Source organism: Pseudomonas sp. SWRI22 (assembly GCF_014268395.2).
GTDB lineage: Bacteria > Pseudomonadota > Gammaproteobacteria > Pseudomonadales > Pseudomonadaceae > Aquipseudomonas > Aquipseudomonas paracarnis.
This window is the reverse complement of sequence record NZ_JABWQK020000001.1, coordinates 582,095-598,691: the sequence shown is the minus strand read 5'-3', so window position 1 is coordinate 598,691 and position 16,597 is coordinate 582,095. Positions and strand designations below refer to the sequence as shown.

The 16,597-nt window shown below is 61.8% G+C and carries 13 protein-coding genes; all 13 read left to right on the top strand.

What is annotated here, in order from left to right; translation table 11 throughout:
- The first annotated feature begins 40 nt into the window (after positions 1-40).
- The 13 genes from HU730_RS02530 (at position 41) to HU730_RS02470 (ending at position 16,574) form a co-directional block, all read left to right on the top strand.
- Complete coding sequence (locus HU730_RS02530) at positions 41-649, top strand: SCO family protein (RefSeq protein WP_034125726.1); 609 nt, start codon at positions 41-43, stop codon at positions 647-649.
- Positions 649-1,131, top strand: a complete 483-nt coding sequence (locus tag HU730_RS02525; protein ID WP_054896538.1) for a copper chaperone PCu(A)C — start codon at positions 649-651, stop codon at positions 1,129-1,131. The genes HU730_RS02530 and HU730_RS02525 overlap by 1 nt, the downstream gene beginning before the upstream one ends.
- 144 nt (positions 1,132-1,275) lie before the next feature.
- Positions 1,276-1,770 (top strand): DUF1543 domain-containing protein, encoded by a 495-nt coding sequence (locus HU730_RS02520; protein ID WP_186526842.1) that lies wholly within the window; start codon positions 1,276-1,278, stop codon positions 1,768-1,770.
- A 107-nt stretch (positions 1,771-1,877) separates the two neighbouring features.
- A complete protein-coding gene (locus HU730_RS02515) occupies positions 1,878-2,159 on the top strand; it encodes a peptidylprolyl isomerase (protein WP_034125729.1) in 282 nt (93 codons plus the stop codon).
- 129 nt (positions 2,160-2,288) lie between these two features.
- On the top strand, positions 2,289-4,148 hold the full coding sequence (locus HU730_RS02510) for an extracellular solute-binding protein (RefSeq protein WP_186526843.1): 1,860 nt from the start codon (positions 2,289-2,291) through the stop codon (positions 4,146-4,148).
- A complete protein-coding gene (gene yejB, locus HU730_RS02505; RefSeq protein WP_005788805.1) occupies positions 4,148-5,206 on the top strand; it encodes a microcin C ABC transporter permease YejB in 1,059 nt (352 codons plus the stop codon). Before HU730_RS02510 ends, yejB begins: the two co-directional genes overlap by 1 nt.
- The gene (locus HU730_RS02500; protein ID WP_034125731.1) at positions 5,206-6,228 is read left to right on the top strand and encodes an ABC transporter permease; all 1,023 of its coding nucleotides are present in this window, start codon (positions 5,206-5,208) and stop codon (positions 6,226-6,228) included. Before yejB ends, HU730_RS02500 begins: the two co-directional genes overlap by 1 nt.
- A gap of 10 nt (positions 6,229-6,238) precedes the next feature.
- On the top strand, positions 6,239-7,810 hold the full coding sequence (locus HU730_RS02495; protein WP_186526844.1) for an ABC transporter ATP-binding protein: 1,572 nt from the start codon (positions 6,239-6,241) through the stop codon (positions 7,808-7,810).
- 145 nt (positions 7,811-7,955) lie between these two features.
- Complete coding sequence (locus HU730_RS02490; RefSeq protein WP_186526845.1) at positions 7,956-9,356, top strand: sigma 54-interacting transcriptional regulator; 1,401 nt, start codon at positions 7,956-7,958, stop codon at positions 9,354-9,356.
- Positions 9,357-9,642: 286 nt separating this feature from the next.
- Positions 9,643-11,034: a GntP family permease gene (locus tag HU730_RS02485; RefSeq protein WP_054896542.1), complete on the top strand. Its 1,392-nt coding sequence runs from the start codon at positions 9,643-9,645 to the stop codon at positions 11,032-11,034.
- A 7-nt stretch (positions 11,035-11,041) separates the two neighbouring features.
- On the top strand, positions 11,042-11,815 hold the full coding sequence (locus HU730_RS02480; RefSeq protein ID WP_186526846.1) for a 3-hydroxybutyrate dehydrogenase: 774 nt from the start codon (positions 11,042-11,044) through the stop codon (positions 11,813-11,815).
- Positions 11,816-11,942: 127 nt separating this feature from the next.
- On the top strand, positions 11,943-13,898 hold the full coding sequence (locus HU730_RS02475) for an acetoacetate--CoA ligase (protein WP_186526847.1): 1,956 nt from the start codon (positions 11,943-11,945) through the stop codon (positions 13,896-13,898).
- Between the two features lie 138 nt (positions 13,899-14,036).
- The gene (locus HU730_RS02470) at positions 14,037-16,574 is read left to right on the top strand and encodes a PAS domain-containing protein (protein ID WP_186526848.1); all 2,538 of its coding nucleotides are present in this window, start codon (positions 14,037-14,039) and stop codon (positions 16,572-16,574) included.
- Positions 16,575-16,597 lie beyond the last annotated feature (23 nt).

The window sequence follows — 16,597 nt, the reverse complement described above, 5'->3', positions numbered from 1 at the left end:
GCTCCACGGCCCTACAGGCGTTTCACAGGATGCACAGTTGATGAGTACGTTATTCACCCGCCGCAAAGTGCTGACCGGCATGGGCCTATTGGGCCTGGGCAGCCTGCTGGGCGGCTGTGACTACAGCCCCAAGCTGAACTTCAAGTACGGCAAGGACCTCAGTGACAAGATCATGGGCCGCACCTTCAAGCTCAAGAACACCGACGGCGAAACCGTCACCCTGAGCTCGTACCGCGGCCTGATGCCGGTGGTGTTCTTCGGCTTCACCCAGTGCCCGGCCGTCTGCCCGACAGCCCTGGCCCGCGCCGCCCAGGCCAAGAAGCTGATGGGCCGCGATGGCAAGATCATGCAGGTGGTGTTCATCACCCTGGACCCCGAGCGCGACACCCCCGAAATTCTCGACAACTACGTCAAGGCCTTCGACCCAAGCTTCGAAGCGCTCTACGGCACCCCGGAAGAAATCGCCGTGGCCGCCAAGGAGTTCGGGATCTTTTATGAAAAGATCCCCGCCGGCGACACTTATACCCTCTCCCACACCGCCACCAGTTTCGTGTTCGACACCCGTGGCAACCTGCGCCTTGGCTTGCAGGCATCCCTTACCGCTCAAGAGTGCGCAGAAGACCTGCTCACCGTCATGGAGGTCTGCTAATGACTGCCGTTCAACACCTCAAGCGTCTCACCCTCGGTCTAACCCTGCTGGGCCTCGCTGCCCACGCCAGTGCCCAGGTACAAGTCACTGACGCCTGGGTACGCGCCTCCGTAGTGGGCCAACCGTCCAGTGGCGCCTTCATGACCCTCACAGCCGACAGCGACAGCAAACTGTTGAGCGTGGCATCGCCAGTGGCCAAGGACGTGCAGATTCATGAGATGAGCATGAAGGACGACGTCATGCGCATGGGCCCGGTGGGCTCGGTGGCCCTGCCTGCCGGCAAAGCCGTCAAGCTCGACCCCAACGGCTACCACGTCATGTTGATGGGCCTGACCGGCCAGATCAAGGAAGGCGACCAGGTACCACTGACCCTTACGGTAGAAGATGCCAAGGGTGAAAAGCAGGCCGTCGAAGTGAAGGCAACGGCGCGTGGGCTGGATGGCATGGACCACAGCAAGATGGACCATAGCAAGATGCATTGATTGCGCAAACAAGCCTGCAGCTCTTGCTCTGCTCCCCGGTAACGTTGGTTGAGGGTTGCCCCTCATCCATAGAATCTCCCACAGTTTGATTGCCGGGAGTGATCAGATAGGCTGTCAGGCCGCCCTCCCCAGGAATCATCGGTAATGCTGTTTGTCGTCATGCTCGGGGGCAAGCACCCGCGGGCCAGGATCGAAGTACACGATGTGGTGTTCGCCGTGGCGGACACCCTGCAAGCCACCTACCCGCAATTACGCGACGCCTGGTTCGGCAGCCCCAAAGGCGTACACATCGATTCATGGATGGCCGTCGATGGCGTCGACGGCTGGAAGGTTGAACTGAGCCACCTGGCGCCCCACGGCGATGCACTCCGCCTGTACTTCATCAACCTGGGCGGTTACGAAGCCAATAGCTTTGGCGAGTCCCATCACTACCTACTTGTGGTCGCCCGTAACAAAAAGGAGGCCATGGGCAAAGGCAAGCAGCAGATGCTCAGCCACTGGTCCCAGGCCCACACCGACGCGGTGCTGGATATCGACGACTGCCTGCCCATCGACCTGGTGGACGGCCGCTATATCCACCTGGTGCAAGCGGCGCACCGCACGATCGTGCAGCGCAACGACTACCTTGTGCTGCCTTGAATCCTCACAGCGAAAACAGTGCCGGCTGAAACCCAGTGGAACTTTGCCGAGAAATAACCGCCTGAATCCGGTACGCTCACCGTTTTTTACTCTAGGAGTTACTCACCATGGCCAAAGCCACCGCCCGTCACATCCTCGTTGCCTCTGAAGACAAGTGCAACGAACTCAAGGCCCAAATCGAAGGCGGCGCTGATTTCGCAGAAATCGCTAAAGCCAACTCCAGCTGCCCATCCAGCCGCCAGGGCGGTGACCTCGGTTCGTTCGGCCCAGGCCAGATGGTCAAGGAATTCGACACCGTGGTCTTCAGTGCCCCGGTCAACACCGTGCAAGGCCCGGTGAAGACTCAGTTCGGCTACCACCTGCTGGAAGTCACCAGCCGCCAGGATTGATTCAATCCGCGCTGATGCTATAAACAACGGCCCGCCCTTTGGTGGGCCGTTGTGCATCTGATGACTGGCGATGCCCAGGCCATTAGCGTACAAATCCTTATGACTCTTACCCGGCGCTCAAGGCTGATAATGCGATTGGCTTTTTCATCTCTGCTCTGTTCCACCCTGGCCTTGCTAATGGCCAGCGCTGCGGTGATCGCAGCCCCGCAAACCTACCTGACGGTGTACGGCGAGCCCGCCAAATACGCCGAAGGTTTCAGCCATTTCGACTATGCCAACCCCAACGCTCCCAAGGGCGGCAGCCTGCGGCGTTCCGCGCTGGAGGTGGGGCGGTTTGACCATGTGCTGCCGTATATCGACAAAGGCATCGGCGTATCCCAGGTCGACGGCTGGGTGTATGCGCCCTTGGCGTTGCGCTCGCTGGATGAGCCTTACACCGTCTACGGCCTGGTGGCGCAAAAGATGGAGCGCGCCGACGATGGCCTGTCACTGCGCTTCTACCTGAACCCCAAGGCGCGCTTTGCCGATGGCAAGCCCATCACCGCGCAAGACGTGCGCTACAGCTTTGACGTGCTGATGACCCAAGGCAGCTTGCGCTTTCGCACGCTATTTGCCGACGTGAAGCACGTCGAGGTCGAAGGTGAGCGCCAAGTGCGCTTTGACTTTTCCAGCAACGAAAACCGTACCCTGCCCCTGGATATCGCCACCTTGCCGGTGTTCCCCGAGCACTGGTGGAAGACCCGCGACTTTGCCAACGGCGGCGGCTACGAAGCGCCACTGGGCAGCGGCCCCTACAAGGTCAGCAAGATCGACTCCGGCAGCACCATCACCTTCACCCGTGACCCCGACTGGTGGGGCAAGGACTTGCCGGTCAGCCGCGGCCTGTACAACTTCGATCACCTGAGCCTGGAGTACTTCGGCGACACCGAAGTAGCGCGCCAAGTGCTACGCGGCGGCGCCTATGATTTCAACCGTGAATTCTCCGCCACCGGTTACTCCATCGGCTACAACGGCCCGGCCCTGGACGATGGCCGCCTGCAGCGCGCGCACCTGGCCAAGGAGATGCCGCAGCCAGCCCAGGGCTATGTGTTCAACGTGCAAAAACCGATATTCAAGGATCGCCGCGTGCGCCAGGCCCTGGCGATGCTGTGGGATTTTGAATGGGCCAACCGGCAGATGATGCGCAACTTGTACATCCGACAGCAGAGCTATTTTTCCAATAGTCCGCTGGCCGCCAGCCAGTTGCCCACCCCGGAAGAACTGGCAATCCTCGAACCCCTGCGCGGGCAGATTCCCGACGAGGTGTTCACCCAGGTGTTCAAGGCCCCGGTCACCGATGGCAGTGGCATGATCCGCGACAAACAGTTGCAAGCCTTGGCCCTGCTGGAAGACGCCGGCTGGAAACCTGTGGGCGACAAACTCGTCAATGCCCAGGGCGAGCCACTGGAATTCACCTTCCTCAACGTCCAGAACGGCCTCGAACGCCTGTTGCTGCCCTACAAACGCAACCTGGCGCAGATCGGCATCACCCTGAATATTCGCCGCATCGACTCCTCGCAGTACGTCAACCGACTGATGGCCCGCGACTACGACATGATCGTCACGGGTTTCCCGGTCACCACCTCGCCCGGCATGGAGCTGTACAACTATTTCGGCTCTGCCGCCGCGTTCGATTCGGGCGCCAATAACTACATCGTGCTCAAGGACCCGGCCGTCGATACCCTGATCCATGGCCTGGTCAAGGCCGACACCCAGGCGAAGATGCTCACCTATGCCCACGCCCTGGACCGCGTACTGCAATGGAATTACCTGTGGATCCCCAACTATTACCCACCGGGCACCTCCGCCGCATGGTGGAACCGTTTCGGGCGCCCGGCCATCGAGGCGAAGAACGACGAAGCCCTGGAAACCTGGTGGGAAGTCAGCCCCACCCCGCTGACGAACGAACAAATGCAGGCTGAGTTGAAAAAACGCGGAGAGGCCCACTGATGTTTGCCTATATCGTACGGCGCCTGCTGCTGATCATCCCGACGCTGGTGATCATCCTGCTGGTGAACTTCGTGATCGTGCAGGCCGCGCCCGGCGGGCCGGTGGAGCAAGCCATCGCCCACTTGCAAGGCATTGGCGGCGGTGGTGTAGCCGGCGCATCCGGCGAAGGCATCAGCGGCTCGCGAGCCAGCCGCGGCCTGGACCCGAAGCTGATCAAGGACATCGAGAAACAATACGGCTTCGACAAATCCGCGCCGGAACGCCTGTGGTTGATGCTCAAGAACTATGCCCAACTGGACTTCGGCAACAGCTTCTTTCGTGGCGCGACGGTGACTGACCTGATCCTGGAAAAGATGCCCGTCACGATTTCCCTTGGCCTGTGGGCCACGTTGATCACCTATCTGGTGTCGATCCCGCTGGGCATACGCAAGGCCGTGCGCCATGGCAGCAGCTTTGATATGTGGAGCAGCACGGCCATCGTCATCGGTTACGCGATGCCGGCGTTCCTGTTTGCGATGTTCCTGATCGTGGTGTTCGCCGGCGGTACCTCGTTGAACTGGTTCCCGGTACGCGGGCTGGTCTCGGAAAACTTCGCCGAACTGAGCACCGTGGGCAAAATCGCCGACTATTTCTGGCACCTGGTACTGCCAGTAACGGCGCTGGTGATCGGCGGCTTTGCCACCTTGACCATCCTGACCAAGAACTCGTTCCTCAATGAAATTACCCGCCAATACGTGGTCACCGCCCGCGCCAAGGGTTTGAGCGAACGCCGGGTGCTGTACGGTCACGTGTTCCGCAATGCGATGTTGCTGGTGATCTCGGGGATTCCCCAGGCGTTTATCAGTGTGTTTTTTGCCGGCTCGCTGCTGATCGAGGTGATCTTCTCCCTCGATGGCCTGGGTCGCATGAGCTACGAGGCGGCCGTGTCCCGCGACTACCCGGTGGTGTTCGGCTCGCTGTTTATCTTCACCCTGTTCGGCCTTCTGATAAAACTCATAGGTGACCTCTGCTACACCCTGGTGGACCCGCGTATCGACTTCGCCGCGAGGAACGCCTGATGCTCAACCTGTCTCCCGTGGCCCGCCGGCGTTTCGAACGTTTCAAGAAAAACCGCCGTGGTTGGTGGTCGCTGTGGCTGTTTATCGGCCTGTTCATCCTGACCCTGGGCGGCGAGTTGATCGCCAATGACAAGCCCTTGGTGCTCAGTTTCAAGAACGAGCTGTATTTTCCGGTGTTCAAGCGCTACACCGAGCAGCAGTTCGGTGGGCAGTTGCCGTTCCAGGCGGACTACCGCAGTGACTACGTGCAAAAGCTGATCAAGCAGGATGGCGGCTGGATGCTGTTCCCGCCGATTCCGTTCAGCGATGACACGCCCAACTACGAACTCTCCCGCCCTGCCCCGAGCCCGCCGTCGGCGGTGAACTGGCTGGGCACCGATGACCAGTCCCGCGATGTGTTGGCCCGGGTGATCTTTGGTGCACGGGTGTCGATCCTGTTTGCCCTGGCCCTGACCGCCATCAGCGCCGTCATTGGCATTGCCGCCGGGGCGTTGCAGGGGTACTACGGTGGCTGGGTGGACTTGCTCGGCCAGCGCATCCTGGAGGTGTGGTCTGGCCTGCCGGTGCTGTACCTGCTGATTATCCTGTCGGGGTTTGTGGAGCCGAACTTCTGGTGGTTGCTGGGGATCATGGCACTGTTTTCCTGGTTGGCCCTGGTGGACGTGGTGCGCGCCGAGTTCCTGCGTGGGCGCAACCTGGAGTACGTCAAGGCCGCACGCGCCCTGGGCCTGGGCGACGGCAAGATCATTCGCCGGCATATCCTGCCCAATGCCATGACCGCAACCCTCAGCTATTTGCCGTTTATCTTGACCGGGGCGATATCCACCTTGAGCGCCCTGGATTTCCTTGGCTTCGGCATGCCCGCCGGCAGCGCCTCCCTGGGCGAGCTGATCGGCCAGGGCAAGCAGAACCTGCAAGCGCCGTGGCTGGGCTTGACGGCGTTTTTCACCTTGGCGCTGATTCTGTCGTTACTGGTGTTTATCGGCGAGGCACTGCGTGATGCCTTCGACCCCCGCTCATGAGTGACTGCGTATGAACCTGATCGAAATCCGCGACCTGTGCGTCGCCTTCAACGGCCAGACCGTCGTGCGCAACCTGAGCCTGGACGTGCGCCCTGGCGAGTGCCTGGCGCTGGTGGGCGAGTCGGGCTCGGGCAAGTCGGTGACGGCCCATTCGATCCTGCAACTGCTGCCGCAAGCCGGCACCGAAACCCTGGGCTCCATCAAGTATCGCGGCCAGGAACTGATGGGCGCCTCACCGAGCACCTTGCAAAAATTGCGCGGCAACCGCATTGCCATGATCTTCCAGGAGCCGATGACCTCCCTCAACCCGCTGCACAGCATCGAAAAGCAGATCGGCGAAACCCTGCTGCTGCACAAGGGCCTGGGCGGCAAGGCGGCGCAGGCGCGCATCCTCGAACTGCTGGAACTGGTGGGCATCCAGAAACCCCAGGAACGGCTCAAGGCCTACCCCCATCAATTGTCCGGCGGCCAGCGCCAGCGGGTGATGATCGCCATGGCCCTGGCCTGCGAGCCCGAACTGCTGATTGCCGACGAGCCCACCACGGCGCTGGACGTGACGGTGCAGCGCAAGATCCTGCTGCTGCTCAAGTCCTTGCAACAACGCCTGGGCATGTCGCTGCTGCTGATCAGCCATGACCTCAACCTGGTGCGCAGTATCGCCCAGCGGGTCTGTGTGATGCGTGCCGGCGAAATCGTTGAGCAGGCTGACTGCCAGGCCTTGTTCACCGCACCGCAGCATCCCTACAGCCGCCTGCTGCTGGACGCCGAGCCCTCGGGCGATGTGCTGTGCAGCGAGCCCCGTGAGACGGTACTGGAAGTGGATGACCTGAGCGTGCAATTCCCCCTCGGTGGCGGGCTGTTCCGGGCCAAGACCTACCTGCGCGCGGTGGACGGCATCAGCCTCAGCGTGCAGCGCGGCAAAACCCTGGGGATTGTCGGCGAGTCCGGTTCCGGCAAGTCCACCCTGGGCCAGGCGATCCTGCGCTTGCTCGACTCCAGCGGCGGCATTCGCTTCCAGGGTGAGGCCCTGGACCCGCTCAACCATCAGCAGATGCGCCCATGGCGCAAGCAGATGCAGGTGGTGTTCCAGGACCCCTATGGCAGCCTCAGCCCGCGCATGTCGGTGCAGCAGATCATCAGCGAGGGCCTGGAAGTACACGCGCCGTGCAGCCTGGCCGAGCGTGACGCGCAAGTCATCCAGGTGCTCAAGGACGTGGGCCTCGACCCTGCCAGCCGACATCGCTACCCCCATGAGTTTTCCGGTGGCCAGCGCCAACGCATCGCCATTGCCCGCGCCCTTGTACTCAAGCCAGCGCTGATGCTGCTCGACGAACCGACCTCGGCCCTCGACCGTACAGTGCAGAAACAAGTGGTGGCGCTGCTGCGCGAACTGCAGGACAAATACGGCCTGACCTACCTGTTTATCAGCCATGACCTGGCGGTTGTGCGGGCCATGGCCCATGACATGATCGTGGTCAAGGATGGCAAGGTGGTGGAGCGTGGCGCGAGCCATGATGTGTTCGAATCGCCCCAACACCCGTACACCAAAGAACTGCTGGCAGCAGCGCACATCCCTTTGTGAGGTGAGATTGTTCCCACGCTCTGCGTGGGAACACAACCCGAGACGCTCCGCGTCGTGTCTTGGCCCTGCGCCAAGTGACGCAGAGCGTCACGGTAGACATTCCCACGCAGAGCGTGGGAACGATCATTAACAGGATTCTGTACCCATGAGTACCAGCCTCAAGGACTACCAACAGGTTCGCGGCCTGGCCATCCAGTCGCTGTTCGAGATCATCGAGCAGTCCAGCGAGGGCACAGTCATCGTCGACCGCGATGCGAACATCGTGTGGATGAACGAGCGTTACGCCAAGCGTTTTGGCCTCAAGAGCGCCGACCAAGCCATCGGCCAGCCTTGCGAGCAGGTGATTTCCAACAGCCTGCTGCGCCAGGTGGTGCGCAATGACCGGCCGATCCTGCTGGATATCCAGGACACTCCCAAAGGCCCACTGGTGGTGATGCGCCTGCCGATCCACGACGAGGCCGGGGCGGTGATCGGCGCGATTGGGTTTGCGCTGTTCGATGAACTGCGCAACCTGTCGCCGTTGATCGAGCGTTACCTGAGCATGCAGCAGGAGCTGGCCTCCACGCGCTCGCTGCTGCGTTCGCGGCAAAGCAAATACAATTTTGCGCACTTTATCGGCACCAGCGCCGCCAGCCTTGAGGTCAAGCGCCGAGCGCGGCGCAGTGCGAGTGCCGAGTCGCCGGTATTGCTGCTCGGGGAAACCGGCACCGGCAAGGAACTGCTGGCCCAGGCCATCCACGGCGCATCGCCCCGGGCGCACAAAGCCTTTGTGAGCATCAACAGCGCGGCGATCCCCTATGATCTGCTTGAAGCCGAATTCTTCGGCACCGCACCCGGCGCCTTTACCGGTGCCGACCGCAAGGGTCGCCCCGGCAAGTTCCAGATTGCCCAGGGCGGCACGTTGTTTCTCGATGAGATCGGCGACATGCCGCTGCCACTGCAAAGCAAATTGCTGCGGGTGTTGCAGGAAAAGGAATTCGAGCCGGTGGGCTCCAACGAGATGCTGCACAGCGATGTGCGGGTAATTGCCGCCACGTCCATGGACCTGGAGGCAGCGATCAAGCGTGGCGAGTTTCGCGCCGATCTGTATTACCGCCTCAACGTGCTGCCGATCCAGGTGCCGCCGCTGCGTGAACGGCTGGAGGATATTCCGGCGCTGAGCGAGGCGATCCTTGAGGAGTTGCGCAGCCAGCACGAACTGGACCGCGATGCCCTGGCGCTGTTGGCCCAACATGCCTGGCCGGGCAATATCCGCGAGCTGCGCAATGTGCTGGAGCGGGCGGCGTTGCTGAGTGATGACTTGGTGTTGAATGCCGAGGAGATACGCACAGCGATTGGCACTTTTACGCCGGTTGAACGCCGTGCGCTGGTGTCGATGGAAGAAGAGACATTCAGTGCGGCACGGGAACGGTTAGATCGGCAGGTGATCGCAGCCGCGCTCACGGCGTGTGAAGGGAATGTGGTAGAGGCAGCCAAGCGGTTGGGGCTTGGGCGGTCAACGTTGTATAAAAAAATGCTGGCTCTTGGAGTAACCCAGTCTCATTAAAGAGACTAGATTCCCACTATGGAGACAATCCTGTGTGGGAGCTGGCTTGCCTGCGATAGCGTTGGTTCAGCTAGGGAATATGGCACTGTTACACCGCTATCGCAGGCAAGCCAGCTCCCACAAGGGATCTCCACTCGTCTCTCGATTGAGACTGCCTTCTGGAAAACCGTCGTTAAAAAGTAAATAAATCTATATATATCAACAAGTTATAAATCTGGCACACATCTCGCTATAGCTTCCTCCCACAGCCTCACCCACAACAATAACAATCCGATGGAGACACACCATGAGTGTGATCATTGCCCTGGCCGCGCTCGCGCTGCTGATGCTGGCCGCCTACCGTGGCTATAGCGTTATCCTGTTCGCCCCCATCGCCGCCCTTGGCGCGGTGCTGCTCACCGACCCGTCCGCCGTCGCACCTGCCTTTACCGGGGTGTTCATGGAAAAGATGGTCGGTTTTATCAAGCTGTATTTCCCGGTATTCCTGCTCGGTGCGGTGTTCGGCAAGCTCATTGAGCTGTCGGGGTTTTCGCGCTCGATCGTGGCCGCTGCGATCCGCTTGCTCGGCACGCGCCAGGCGATGCTGGTGATTGTGCTGGTCTGCGCCCTGCTCACCTACGGTGGCGTGTCGCTGTTCGTGGTGGTGTTTGCGGTTTACCCGTTTGCCGCCGAGATGTTCCGCCAGAGCAATATCCCCAAGCGCCTGATCCCGGCAACCATCGCCCTCGGCGCGTTCTCGTTCACCATGGACGCCCTGCCCGGCACGCCGCAGATCCAGAACATCATCCCCAGTACCTTCTTCAACACCACCGCCTGGGCGGCGCCGTGGCTGGGGCTGATCGGCACGATCTTCGTGTTTTGCGCCGGCATGCTCTACCTCGCACGCCAGCGCAACAAGGCCCAGCGTGCCGGTGAAGGCTATGGCACCGAGTTGCGCAATGAGCCGGAAACCGCCGACAACCTTGCCTTGCCCAACCCATGGGTCGCGCTGTCGCCGTTGATCCTGGTGGGGGTGATGAACCTGTTGTTCACCCACTGGATCCCGCAGTGGTACGGCAAGACCCACAGCCTCAGCCTGCCGGGCATGAGCGCGCCGGTGACCACCGAAATCGCCAAGCTCACCGCGATCTGGGCGGTGCAGGCGGCATTGCTGGTGGGGATTATCGTGGTGCTGGTGTTCGGCTTCTCGGCGATCAAGAGCAAGCTGGCCGAAGGCAGTAAAAGCGCGGTAAGCGGTGCGCTGCTGGCGGCAATGAACACCGCCTCGGAATACGGCTTTGGCGCAGTAATCGCCTCGCTGCCAGGCTTTCTGGTACTGGCGGACTGGCTCAAGGGCATCCCCAACCCGCTGGTCAACGAAGCGATCACCGTGACCTTGCTGGCCGGTATCACCGGCTCCGCTTCCGGCGGCATGAGCATCGCCCTGGCGGCGATGTCCGAGAGCTTCATTGCAGCCGCCCACGCGGCCAATATCCCCCTTGAGGTGCTGCACCGAGTCGCGGCCATGGCCAGCGGCGGCATGGACACCCTGCCCCACAACGGCGCGGTGATCACGCTGCTGGCGGTCACCGGGTTGACCCACCGCGAAGCCTACAAGGACATTTTTGGCATCACGATCATCAAGACCCTTGCGGTGTTCGTGGTGATCGGCACTTTCTACGCCACCGGCATTGTGTGAGGTTTTCATGACAACTTTGAATGGCAAGACCGCCCTGGTCACCGGCTCCACCAGCGGCATCGGCTTGGGGATTGCCCTGAGCCTGGCCAAGGCCGGCGCCAACCTGATTCTCAACGGCTTTGGCGACGCCAGCGCGGTGATCGCCCAGGTGCAGGCGTTTGGCGGCAAGGTCGGGCATCACCCGGCAGACGTCAGCGACCCCACGCAGATCGCCGACATGCTCGCCTACGCCGAGCGCGAGTTCGGTGGCGTGGACATCCTGGTCAACAATGCCGGTATCCAGCATGTGGCAGCGGTAGAAGACTTCCCTGTGGAGCGCTGGGATTCGATCATCGCCATCAACCTGTCCTCGGTGTTCCACAGCACACGCCTGAGCTTGCCGGGCATGAAGACCAAGGGCTGGGGGCGCATCGTCAATATCGCCTCGGTGCATGGGCAAGTCGGCTCAGTGGGCAAGGCGGCGTATGTGGCGGCCAAACATGGGGTGATCGGCCTCACCAAGGTGGTGGGCCTGGAAACCGCCACCAGCAATGTCACCTGCAACGCCATCTGCCCGGGCTGGGTGCTGACGCCGCTGGTGCAGAAGCAGATTGATGATCGCGTGGCCACTGGAATAGACCCCCAGCAGGCGCAGCAGGATCTGTTGGCAGAGAAACAGCCGTCGCTGGAGTTTGTGACGCCGTCGCAGCTGGGGGAACTGGTGTTGTTCTTGTGCAGTGAAGCCGGCGCCCAGGTGCGCGGCGCGGCCTGGAACATCGATGGTGGCTGGCTGGCCCAGTAAACCCGTGATGATCGTTCCCACGCTCTGCGTGGGCACGCAGACCGGGGCGCTCCGCGCCCCAAAAGCGGACGCCGAGCGTCCAGTCAGGCATTCCCACGCGAAGCGTGGGAACGAGAAGAGGCAGCTTATGTCCGACATCCTCTGGCAACCCTCCCCGGAACGCATCGCCAACACGCGCATGGATCAGTTCCGCCGCTTCATCAACCAACGGCACGGCGTGCAGCTCGACGACTACCCCGCCCTGCACCAATGGAGCATCGACCAGCGCCCGGATTTCTGGCAGGCGATTGTCGCGTTCTTCGACGTGCAGTTTCGCAGCCCATCCAGCGTCACGCTGATCGAAGACATCGAGATGCCCAGCGCCCAATGGTTTCCCGGCGCCACCCTGAACTTCGCCGAACACCTGTTGCGCCGGCGCGACGATCATCCTGCGGTGGTGGCTGTCAGCGAAGACGGCCAACGTGAACAATTGAGCTATGCGCAACTGGCGGAACAGGTTGCCGGCCTGCAAAAAAGCCTGCGGGCGGCCGGTGTCGGCATAGGTGACCGGGTGGCCGCGTGTATGCCCAACACCTGGCAAACCCTGGTGGGCATGCTCGCCACCACCAGCCTCGGTGCGATCTGGTCGTGCTCCTCGCCAGATTTCGGCACCCAAGGCGTCATCGACCGCTTCGGCCAGATCGAGCCCAAGGTGCTGATCACCTGCGCAGGCTACCGCTATGCCGGCAAGCGCATCGACCAGAGCACCAAGCTCAATGAGATCCTTGGACGCCTGCCCTCCCTGCAACAGCTGATCATCGTGCCTTACGCCAAGCCCGAAGCGCAGGCTGGGGACTACACCACCCACGCCCACGTCGCGCTGTGGGACGACTTCTATCAAGCCGGCGGCGAACCGGAATTTGTCGCGGTGCCGTTCGATCACCCGCTGTATATCCTTTATTCCAGCGGCACCACCGGCATCCCCAAGTGCATCATCCACGGCACTGGCGGCGTATTGCTGACTCACCTCAAGGAACACGGCCTGCATGCCGACCTGAACCGCGAGGACTGCCTGTTCTACTACACCACCTGCGGCTGGATGATGTGGAACTGGCTGGTGTCGGTGCTGGCGATCGGCGCCACCGCGGTGCTGTACGACGGCTCGCCGTTCCACCCCGGCCCCGAACGTTTGATCGACCTGATCGATGCGGAAAAAATCAGCGTGTTCGGCACCAGCCCCAAATTCCTCGCCACCCTGGAAAAGTCCGGGTTGCAGCCGCGCCTGAGCCACGATCTGGGCAGCCTCAAGGGCTTGATTTCGACCGGCTCGCCGCTGTCGCCCCAGAGTTACGACTACGTGTACCGCGAGATCAAAGCCGAGCTGTGCCTGTCCTCGATGTCCGGTGGCACCGACATTGTCTCCTGCTTTGTGATCGGCAACCCGGTGCTGCCGGTGCGGCGTGGTGAGATGCAATGCAAGAGCCTGGCCATGGCCATCGAAGTGTGGGACGACCAGGGTCGGCCCCTGATCGGAGAGAAAGGCGAACTGGTGTGCACCCGACATTTCCCTGCCATGCCCATCGGGCTGTGGAACGACCCGCAGCAGCAGAAACTGCGCGCTTCGTATTTCAGTCAGTTCCCCGGTGTATGGGCCCAGGGTGACTATGCCGAGCAACGCGCCAACGGCAGCCTGTTGATCCACGGGCGTTCCGATGCGGTGCTCAATCCCGGCGGCGTGCGCATTGGCACCGCCGAGATTTATCGCCAGGTGGAAAAGGTCCCGCAGGTGCTGGAAAGCCTCGCCATCGGCCAACATTGGCAGGACGACGTGCGCGTGGTGCTGTTTGTGCGCCTGGATGCTGGAATTGAACTGGACGAGGCGCTGCAACAGCAGATCCGCCAGGTGATTCGCGCCAACACCACACCGCGCCATGTGCCGACCAAGATCCTCGCTGTCACGGATATCCCCCGCACCATCAGTGGCAAAATCGTCGAATTGGCGGTGCGCAACGTGGTGCATGGAGAGCCGGTGAAAAACACCGATGCCCTGGCCAACCCCCAGGCACTGGAGCAATTTCGCGACAGAGCTGAGCTGGCTTATTAGATGAAAGGTTTCAGCGCTGACGCAGCGTTTTGAAGAAAAACCCTCAAGGCATGCTATTTTTCCGGGGTAGCCACCCGTTGCCGCTCCTTGGGATAATGGGTGTTGTCATTTTTCAAAGCGTCATGCTCAGGGCTTTTTATGAATGGAACATCCACCGGTAGCGAAGCCGCTGCGTTGATCAAGCGGCTGGACTGGGCGCAAAGCCCACTCGGTGAGGCCAGTGAGTGGCCGCAAAGCCTGCGCACTGCCGTCGATATCGTCGTGCATTCGCCCATGCCGATGGTACTGCTGTGGGGCCCGCACCTCACACAACTCTATAACGATGGCTTTGCACACCTGATTGGCAGCAAGCACCCCGGCGCCTTGGGCCAGCCGGCGCACCACACCTGGCCAGAGCTTGAAAGCTTCGCCGCGCCGGTCTACGACGCCGTGCTCGGCGGCCAGGTACGTACCTTCAGCGAGCAACGCTTTGTGCTGCACCGCCAGGGCTGCGATACCGAAATCTGGCTGGATCTGACCTACAGCCCGGTGCGCGATGAAAGCTGCCGGGTAGCCGGCATTCTGGTCACGGCCATTGAAACCAATGAGCGACGCAGCAAAACCCTCGAACTGCAACAGCGCTCCGAAGCAAGCCTCAAGGCCCAGCACAACACCGAGCAACGCCTGCAACTCGCGTTGGCGGCCACCGACGCGGTGGGTACCTGGGACTGGGATATCGGTGAAGACCGCGTCATCGCCGACGCCCATTTCGCCTACCTGCATGGCGTCGACCCCAACGATTCAAGCCTGCTGCCCATCAGCGCCTACCTGCACGGCGTGCATCCCGAAGACCGGGGCACAGTGACGCGCAGCATCAAGCATTGCATCACCCATGGCACCGAGTACGCCGAGGAATACCGCCTGCAACAGGCCGATGGCCAGGTGCGCTGGGTGTTCGCCCGTGGCCGCTGCTACAAGGATCAACAGGGCCGGCCGGCGCGGTTCCTCGGCGCCGCGCTGGACCTCACCGAGCGCAAAAACACCGAGCAGGCCTTGCGCCAGAGCCAGACCGAGCTGCAACTGATCATCAACGCCATGCCGGTGTTGATCGGCTACGTTGACCACGAACAGCGCTTTCGCCTCAACAACAGCGCTTACCTCGAGTGGTATGGCAAAACGCCCCAGGAGCTGTACGGCAAGACCATCCGCGAAGTGCTCGGCGACGAGGTGTATGCCGGGCGCGCAGACAAGATCGCCGCCGCGCTCAAGGGCAAGGCGTGCAGCTTCATGACGGTGACGCCTCATCGCGATGGCCGCCCGCGCCATGCACTGATGAAGTACCTGCCGCGCTTTAGCAGTGACGGCTCGGTGAATGGTTTCTACATCTTTGTGATCGACGAGACCGAACGCAAGCTCACCGAAGAAGCCCTGCGCCACCTCAACGAGAACCTTGAAGAACGCGTGGCCCAGCGCACCCAGGCGCTGGCCGAAGCCAACCAGCGCCTGCAAAACGAGATGTTCGAGCGCGAGCGTGCCGAAGATGCCCTGCGCCATGCGCAGAAGATGGAAGCGGTCGGCCAGCTCACCGGCGGTATCGCCCATGACTTCAACAACATGCTCACCGGCATCATCGGCAGCCTCGACCTGATGCAGCGTTACATTGCCGCCGGACGCAGCGACGATATCGGCCGCTTTGCCGATGCCGCCGTGTCCTCCGCCCATCGCGCCGCCGCCCTCACCCACCGGCTGCTGGCGTTCTCGCGGCGCCAGTCACTGGACCGTCGCCCCACCGACCCCAACCAACTGGTGGCGTCCCTGGAAGACCTGTTCCGGCGTACCAAGGGCGCGCATATCGAACTCAAGGTACAACTGGGCAAGGACATCTGGCCGGTGAACACCGACGCCAGCCAGTTGGAAAACGCCCTGCTCAACCTGGTGATCAACGCCCGCGACGCCATGCCCGACGGCGGCGAGCTGCTGATCGAAACCGCCAACAGTTACCTGGACGGCACCGACATCACCACCCTGGAACCGGTCAAGGCCGGCGACTATGTGATGCTTGGTGTGAGCGACAACGGCAGCGGCATGGCGCCGAAAATCCTCGCCAAGGCGTTCGACCCGTTCTTTACCACCAAGCCCATCGGCCAAGGCACTGGCCTTGGGTTGTCGATGATCTACGGCTTTGCCCAGCAATCCGGCGGCCACGTGACCATCCAGAGCGAACCGGGCCAGGGCACCTGCGTGCGCCTGTACCTGCCGCGTTTGTATGGCACGACGCTGGAAAGCAGCCTGCCCGCCAGCCTGACCGAAGCGCCCGTGGCCCTGGCCGGTGAAGCGGTGGTGGTGGTCGAGGACGACCCGGCGGTGCGCATGCTGGTGGTCAATGTGCTCGACGAACTGGGCTACACCGCGCACCAGGCGGCGGATGCCCGTGCGGCGCTGCCGTTGCTGGAGTCGGATTTGCGTGTGGACTTGCTGGTGACCGACGTTGGCTTGCCCGGCATGAACGGCCGACAACTGGCGGAAATCGCCCGTCAGCATCGCCCCGGCCTGCGCGTGCTGTTCATGACCGGTTATGCCGAGAAAGCCGCCGAACGCCAGGGGTTCCTGGAGGACGGCATGGACATGGTCGCCAAGCCTTTTTCCATTGACCTGTTGGCCAACAAAATCCGTAGCATGATCGGCGTCGAGGCCTGAGTTCAGGCATAATCGCGCGCCGT

What these genes read in the sequence shown, in the direction of transcription:
- HU730_RS02490 (WP_186526845.1), top strand. Translation starts at nt 7,956, where the DNA reads ATGAGTACCAGCCTCAAGGACTACCAACAGGTTCGCGGCCTGGCCATC.
- HU730_RS02510 (WP_186526843.1), top strand. Translation starts at nt 2,289, where the DNA reads ATGCGATTGGCTTTTTCATCTCTGCTCTGTTCCACCCTGGCCTTGCTA.
- HU730_RS02530 (WP_034125726.1), top strand. Translation starts at nt 41, where the DNA reads ATGAGTACGTTATTCACCCGCCGCAAAGTGCTGACCGGCATGGGCCTA.
- HU730_RS02495 (WP_186526844.1), top strand. Translation starts at nt 6,239, where the DNA reads ATGAACCTGATCGAAATCCGCGACCTGTGCGTCGCCTTCAACGGCCAG.
- HU730_RS02515 (WP_034125729.1), top strand. Translation starts at nt 1,878, where the DNA reads ATGGCCAAAGCCACCGCCCGTCACATCCTCGTTGCCTCTGAAGACAAG.
- HU730_RS02500 (WP_034125731.1), top strand. Translation starts at nt 5,206, where the DNA reads ATGCTCAACCTGTCTCCCGTGGCCCGCCGGCGTTTCGAACGTTTCAAG.
- HU730_RS02470 (WP_186526848.1), top strand. Translation starts at nt 14,037, where the DNA reads ATGAATGGAACATCCACCGGTAGCGAAGCCGCTGCGTTGATCAAGCGG.
- HU730_RS02520 (WP_186526842.1), top strand. Translation starts at nt 1,276, where the DNA reads ATGCTGTTTGTCGTCATGCTCGGGGGCAAGCACCCGCGGGCCAGGATC.
- HU730_RS02480 (WP_186526846.1), top strand. Translation starts at nt 11,042, where the DNA reads ATGACAACTTTGAATGGCAAGACCGCCCTGGTCACCGGCTCCACCAGC.
- HU730_RS02485 (WP_054896542.1), top strand. Translation starts at nt 9,643, where the DNA reads ATGAGTGTGATCATTGCCCTGGCCGCGCTCGCGCTGCTGATGCTGGCC.
- yejB (WP_005788805.1), top strand. Translation starts at nt 4,148, where the DNA reads ATGTTTGCCTATATCGTACGGCGCCTGCTGCTGATCATCCCGACGCTG.
- HU730_RS02525 (WP_054896538.1), top strand. Translation starts at nt 649, where the DNA reads ATGACTGCCGTTCAACACCTCAAGCGTCTCACCCTCGGTCTAACCCTG.
- HU730_RS02475 (WP_186526847.1), top strand. Translation starts at nt 11,943, where the DNA reads ATGTCCGACATCCTCTGGCAACCCTCCCCGGAACGCATCGCCAACACG.